The sequence below is a fragment of the Gemmata sp. genome (genome assembly GCF_051859125.1).
Lineage (GTDB): Bacteria > Planctomycetota > Planctomycetia > Gemmatales > Gemmataceae > Gemmata.
The window spans coordinates 1-6,196 of sequence record NZ_JBHYGG010000164.1; the positions used below are offsets into that span (position 1 = coordinate 1).

A 6,196-nucleotide genomic window follows, 5' to 3' on the forward strand; every position below is an offset into this window, starting at 1 on the left:
CGAGCCCGAGCGCCGAGCGAGGGAGCCACGCTTACCCTCGCTCGGCGCTCGGGCTCGGACCAGAGTCACGGCCCGATTGCGTTCAGGACACCAGCACGACCGCGACCGCCGCGAGCATCAGCGCCAGGCCGACGCCCAGCACCCACGCGGCGGTGGTCGAGGGCGGCTTCTTCGCCAGCTCGCGGGCGTGCTCGAGTTGCTCGTGCTTGTGGCGCTTGCGGGCCTGCTCGTGCTGCTGCTTCTTGATGCTGTGGCTCATTGCGAACCTCCGTCGGGGAGAGGGCCGCGCGACCGGCTCGGTTCGGAACCGGGAGTGGCGTGGGTGCGGTCGCGCGCCCGGAATGGTGCATCGAGTCTACCGCGCCCGCGGTTCGGAGAGAGAGCGAAATCAGAAGAGGTTGATCCGCAGATTACGCAGATGGACACAGATTTGAAATCAGAGGACAGAGGACAGAAAGCATAGCCGGCGTTCGGTGTCTGATCTCTGGCTTCTGCCCTCGCTGTTCTCTGATTTCTTAATCTGTGTCCATCTGCGTAATCTGCGGATCAACCTCTTCTCTTCCCCCACGTCAGTTCACGACGTTCCGCAGCGGCTCGCCGAGGAGCGCCCGGCGGCACGCCTGCGACCCCTTGATCCGCATGTCGAGCAGCCCCTGCTCGGAGTAGAACGCCGAGTGCGGGTTCAGGATCACCCGGTCGTGGCACGGGTCGGCCGGGTCGCGCCACGCCACCAGCAGCGGGTGGTCGGCCGGCGGCGGCTCGATCGGCAGCACGTCGATTCCCGCCCCGGCCAGCTTCCCGCTGCGGATCGCGGCCGGGATCGCGGTCGCGTCCACGGTCCCGCCGCGGGCCGTGTTCACCAGGAACGAGCGGTCCGGCATGAGCGAGATCGCGCGGGCGTCCACGATGTGCCGCGTCTCGGGCGTGAGCGGGCAGTGGACGCTGAGCACGAACGACTGCTTCAGCAGGTCGTCGAGCGCCTCCACGCGGCGGAACCCGTTGGCCTTGTCGTACCCGTCCTGCTTGTGCGGGTCGTAGAACGCGACGTCCATGCCCAGTGCCTTCGCCCGCAGCGCCGCCGCGGTGCCGATGCGGCCAAGGCCGATGACGCCGAACACCTGCCCCCGGAGCCGGTGCAGCGGGGCGACCGGCATGAAGCTCCAGTCGCCGTGGCTCCGCTGGAGGCGGCTGTTGAAGAAGTTGATGCCGCGGGTCAGCGACAGCATCATCCCGATGGCCGAGTCGGCGACCTCCTCGGTGCCGTAGTCGGGCACGTTGCCGACCGGGATGCCGCGCTCGCGGGCGAACCGGTGGTCGACGTTGTCGAACCCGACCCCGCACCGCACGATCAGCTTGCACTGCTTGAGGCGGCTGATCGTGTCGCGGCCGATGACGATGTTGTGGTACAGCATCACGGCGTCGGCCGTCTCGACCTGGCCGACGAGGTCGGCCTCGGAGCGGGCGTCGAGGCTCACGACGTCGGCGAGGTCGCCGAGGACGTTGCGCTCGGCCAGGAGGTCGTCGGTGATGAAGTCGGCGACGACGACGCGGAACGGTGGCATCGGAAGTTCCCGGGAGGAGGTCGGATGCGTGCGTTCTAGCCACCGCGGGGCCGGAAATCCACTAGCATGAACCCGTGAGGAAGTGCGGATTTCGCAACGCCTCGAACGCGGAGTGCGGAACGCGGAATGCGGAGTGAAAACCGCGGTTAGTCCCGTGTTTCCGGTGCTTCGATTCCGCATTCCGAATTCCGCACTCCGCATTGAGAACACTCCGCACTCTGGTGTCCCGAATGGCCCGCCGATCCCGAGCCCGCGAAGTCGCCCTCCAGTTGCTGTTCCAGCGCGACCTGAACCCGACGCCGGTGCCGCGGCCGGCGATCGAGCGGTTCACCCGCGAGCGGCTGCTCCAGGACCTCGAGATGGCGGCGTACTGCCTCGCGCTCTACGACGGCACGCTCGCGAAGCAGACCGAGATCGACCCGAAGCTCACCGCGACCGCGACCAACTGGCGGCTCTCGCGCATGCTGCCGGTGGACCGCAACCTGCTGCGGATGGCGTGCTACGAGCTGCTGTACGACCCGGCGGCCGAGCCGATCGAGGTCATCATCCACGAGGCGAACGAGCTGGCGTCGCGGTTCGGCTCGGCCGACTCGCCGAAGTTCGTCAACGGCGTCCTCGACAAGATCGCGAGGATGCGCACCGCCCCCGCCGCCGAGGGCGCGACCACCGGCGCGTGACCGCGTTCAGCGAGAAGGTTCTCCAAATCGCACGCGGGGGCCGTCGTGTCAGATCAAGCGTCGCCCGACTCCGACCTCCTCCGTGCGGCCTACGCGGCGTTCAACGCGCGCGACATCGACGCGGCTCTCCGCACGATGGCCCCGGACGTGGAGTGGCCGAAGGCGTTCAAGGGCGGGTTCGCTCGCGGGCACGAGGAGGTCCGGGCGTACTGGACCGAGCAGTGGTCCGAGATCGACCCGCACGTCGAGCCGACCGCGTTTCACCCGGAGGCGGGCGGTCGGGTTCTAGTTCGCGTGCACCAAGTCGTGCGCGACCTCGCCGGGTCCGTCGTCGCCGACGCACACGTCGGCCACCGCTTTACGATCGCGTACGGGTTGATCCGTTCGATGGATGTCTGCCCGCTCCCGTCACCCGATGCGGGTGCCTGACGGTTCGAGGGGAGCGACCCGCACTGCACCGGCCGCGTGAGGTTGTCTACCGGTCGCAAGTAATGCGCAGCACCGATCAGGCGATCCATAAGCACAGCCTCAGAGGGGCACCGGGCACATGAACGGGGACATGCCAGTGCTGGTCGGATCACTGTCCGCCATCGTGCTCTCGTTGGTGTGGAACAGGGCCACGACCGTCGGACCCGTCCTCTTCGCTTGGGCGGGGGCCGCCGCAGGCGGTGCGGTGGCAGTTGTCCGCCACTTTGACCCGGCCTACGATCATGTCGGTATCGAGTACATCGTCCCGTCCGCGTCACTCGGGGCCGCGTGCGGCTTGCTGCCCGGCTTCGCAGTGCGAGCCGCGTACCTTCGGAGCGGCAACCGCGGCAGATGTGTTCTCGAGGCCTTCGCTGCTGCGGCTCTGACCGCGGGTCTCGGTTGGATCGTCGGATGGATCAGCCACCGGCACGATGACGACGCGGTGCAAATGGCGTTTGGTTGTAGCGCGGCGTTCGCGGTCGTTGGGGCCGCGCTGGCCCTCGTGAACTGGCGACTCCGTTCAGCAATCGGAACGACCAACCGCCCTGGCGAGCCGGGAGCGTGAGCGACCGGAGTGCATTCGTAGTACCGCACCTGGGATGCGCGTGATGTCCGAGCAAGCACAGCCCGTGATTGCTGGCGCGGCTGACCAGCGTTCGTTCGGCAGGGGGCGCGGGTGGACGAAGTCGCGGCTCTGTTGGCTCGCATGCGGGAACTCGAACCGCATGTGTACGTCTACGGTCCAGCGAGCGAGGATGTCATCCGTGAACTGGAGGCCGCATTCGGTCGTCCAATGCCCCCGAGCTATCGCGCGTTCCTGACTCGATTCGGCGGGTTCAGCATCCTCGACAGCACGTACTCCGGGATCATCGACGGCAAGATCGCGCAGGGTCGGAGTTGGGCATGGACCGACACCAAGTACGCCCGGGGGTGGTGCCAATTGCCGGAGCACTACCTCGTCGTCCAGCCGGACGAAGACGGGTTCAAGTGCCTGGACTTCAGTCGTACAGATACGGCCGGCGAGCACCCGGTGATTTACCACATGCCCTTTCGCAAGACGCCGTTCAACGAGATGGCCACGAGTTACGGGGCGTGGCTCCTCGACGACTTACGAGCGATGGTCGACGCATGGGCCGAGGACGCCGAACCGGACAACGCTCCTGACCCGGCCGGCTGACTGCGGTCCCAGGGTTGCACCCTGGGCTACGGACTTCCGCCCCCTTTGGGGGCTACATGCCTTGAGTCCCGGAGGGACGACAGCGCGTAGCCCAGGGTGCCAACCCTGGGTCCGCTCACGTCCCCCGCTCGCCTGAGCGGTTGCGTCAACATAATCCGCTCCGTCTCGTTTGACTCGCCTCCGATTGTTGCGCACATTTGTTCAGTATCACGCCGCCGGCATTTCGCGACACACGTCTGCACGCGCAACCCCTCAACTCTGGTGCCGCTATGCGTACCGCCTGTCTCGCTCTGTGCCTTGTTGCGCCCGCTACGGCGCTCGCGCAGTTCACCGTCACGCCCGAGCCGGTCAGGGACCGCGTGCGGGCCACCGCCGACTTGCCCGCCACGCAGCACAAGCGCAACGCCGCCGGGAGCGACGGCTTCGGCCTGTGCGTGTACACGTCGGCGTGGCACGCGGCGCTGTGGCAGTCGGTCGGCGAGCTGTACGGGTTCCGCGACTGGATGACCCGCAGGCCCGGCGGCTCGTACCCCGAGAAGTTCGAGGCCACGCTCGCGGCTTTCTGCCAGGAGCGGCACGTCCCCGTGCCGTCCTACGTTCAGCACACCGGCGGCGACGACGAGTTCCTGTCGCTCGCACTCAAGACCGGCCGCATGGCGTGCGTCACCTACTGCGTGGCCGACGGCCCCGGCCGGTACGGTGCGGAGGTCGTCGGGCACATGGTCAATCTGGTTCACCTCGACGACACCGCCGCCGCAATCCTCGACAACAACTTCCCGGGTTCGTGGCTGTGGATGAGCCGCACCGACTTTTTCGCGCGGTGGCGCGGCACGCGCCCCGACGGCCGGCCGTTCCTGATCCGCGACGCGCGGGGTCGCGCGATGCCCGTCGGCGGCGGGTGGGCCATCGTGCTGCTGCACAGCCCACCCCCGCCATACCCCGAGGAACCGCCGGCGTTGTTCGCGCAGGCCGATGGTCGCCCGGTTGAAGTCGTCGGTGACTGGCGGGCCGCCGCGGAGGGCGGCCCCTACCAGACCGGGGACTGCCCCGACGGTCGGTGTCCGGTTCAGCCGAGCGCCTCCGGGCAATGGGTGCCGAACGTCAACGGTCGCGAGTGGGGGTACTGGGTGAACGGCCGGTGCGTCGCGGCCGCGTTCGCCGACGGGCGGGTCGAGGCGACCGACGCGCGCGGCAACGCGACCGGCGAACCGATCGCACCGCCGGCCGCGCTGCCGCCGGGTGTCGGCGCGAAGCGCGCGTTGCGTGTCGAACCGCCGGCTTCGCCCGAAGCGTTCCCGCAAGGTGGCGTGCAGGGCGAGCGGCTCCCGACCGAAACGCGCTACTGGCACAACGGCGAACCGTGTTCGAAGGAACAGGCGCTCTCGGCGCTCACGCTCGCCGACGATTCCGGCCGCTGGCACCTCACGGTCGTTGGTGATGCCGCGTTCGCCCGCACGGTCCGCACCGATGTCGCGGCGCTGCCGGCGGCCGTTCGCGAGCGGCTGCACGTCCAGCACTACCGGCCCGGCGACTGGCAGGTCGCGCAGTTCCGCCTCGGCCCCGGAGTCACCTTGCGGACCCCGGCCCGCGACCGCGTCGGGAGCGACGTCGGCACGGTGCCGGTCGCCGACTACTCCGCGGCGCGCCTGAAAGAGTTGCTCGCGCTCGACGGCGGCCCCGCACAGCGACCGCGGGTCGTGCCGGCACCGGCCCCGAGCGCCCCGCAACCCGCCGAACCGGCCCCAAGGCCCGCCGCGCCTTCGGGGAACCTCATCCTGCTCGCGGCGCTGTCCACCATCGTCTATCTCATCTTGCGGAGGTAACCATGTCCGATCTCACGTCCCTCCAGACCTGGCTCGCGTCGCTCGGCCCCTACGGCTACGTGCTCGCCGCGGCGGTGCCGGTCGTCGCGTACCTCGTGCGCCGCTGGACCGGGCCGCCGGCCGCGCCGGTCACGCCCACGCCGGTCCCGACACCCGCGGTCGCGCCGCCGCGGCTCGACGCGGTCGCCCCGCTGCTCAACGCGCTGCTGACCGCGCTCGGCGTCGCGCCGCGGAACCGACCCGCGACCGTGGCCGACCTGCCGCACGCCACGCACCTCCAGTTGCGCGACGAACTCGACGCTGTGACCGCGGCGAAGAGCGCCGCCCACGCCGCCGCGCTCGCGGACCTCTCGCCGCGTGCCGAGAAGTGAGGCAAAGTCCGGGTGATTCGTGTCGGTCCGAGCCCGAGCGCCGAGCGAGGGGTGAGCGTGAACCTCGTGTCGGTCCGAGCCCGAGCGCCGAGCGAGGGGTTCACGCTCACCCCTCGCT

At 69.3% G+C, this 6,196-nt stretch carries 7 protein-coding genes; 5 read left to right on the forward strand and 2 right to left on the reverse strand.

Annotated elements, in window-relative coordinates:
* Positions 1-82: 82 nt before the first annotated feature.
* Both ACTIGN_RS15345 and ACTIGN_RS15350 read right to left on the reverse strand, forming a co-directional pair.
* Positions 83-259 carry a hypothetical protein gene (locus ACTIGN_RS15345; RefSeq protein WP_439625318.1) on the reverse strand — a complete coding sequence of 59 codons (177 nt, stop codon included), beginning with the start codon at positions 257-259 and terminating at the stop codon, positions 83-85.
* 310 nt (positions 260-569) lie between these two features.
* Complete coding sequence (locus ACTIGN_RS15350; RefSeq protein WP_439625320.1) at positions 570-1,562, reverse strand: C-terminal binding protein; 993 nt, start codon at positions 1,560-1,562, stop codon at positions 570-572.
* Between the two features lie 230 nt (positions 1,563-1,792).
* On the opposite strand from ACTIGN_RS15350, the gene nusB reads away from it, so the two are divergent.
* From nusB to ACTIGN_RS15375, 5 genes are all read left to right on the forward strand, one after another.
* A complete protein-coding gene (gene nusB, locus ACTIGN_RS15355) occupies positions 1,793-2,239 on the forward strand; it encodes a transcription antitermination factor NusB (protein ID WP_439625322.1) in 447 nt (148 codons plus the stop codon).
* A 45-nt stretch (positions 2,240-2,284) separates the two neighbouring features.
* The gene (locus tag ACTIGN_RS15360; RefSeq protein ID WP_439625324.1) at positions 2,285-2,668 is read left to right on the forward strand and encodes a nuclear transport factor 2 family protein; all 384 of its coding nucleotides are present in this window, start codon (positions 2,285-2,287) and stop codon (positions 2,666-2,668) included.
* A gap of 745 nt (positions 2,669-3,413) precedes the next feature.
* Positions 3,414-3,884, forward strand: a complete 471-nt coding sequence (locus ACTIGN_RS15365) for an SMI1/KNR4 family protein (protein ID WP_439625326.1) — start codon at positions 3,414-3,416, stop codon at positions 3,882-3,884.
* Positions 3,885-4,153: 269 nt separating this feature from the next.
* Positions 4,154-5,707 carry a hypothetical protein gene (locus ACTIGN_RS15370; RefSeq protein WP_439625328.1) on the forward strand — a complete coding sequence of 518 codons (1,554 nt, stop codon included), beginning with the start codon at positions 4,154-4,156 and terminating at the stop codon, positions 5,705-5,707.
* Positions 5,708-5,709: 2 nt separating this feature from the next.
* Positions 5,710-6,078, forward strand: a complete 369-nt coding sequence (locus tag ACTIGN_RS15375) for a hypothetical protein (RefSeq protein WP_439625330.1) — start codon at positions 5,710-5,712, stop codon at positions 6,076-6,078.
* Positions 6,079-6,196 lie beyond the last annotated feature (118 nt).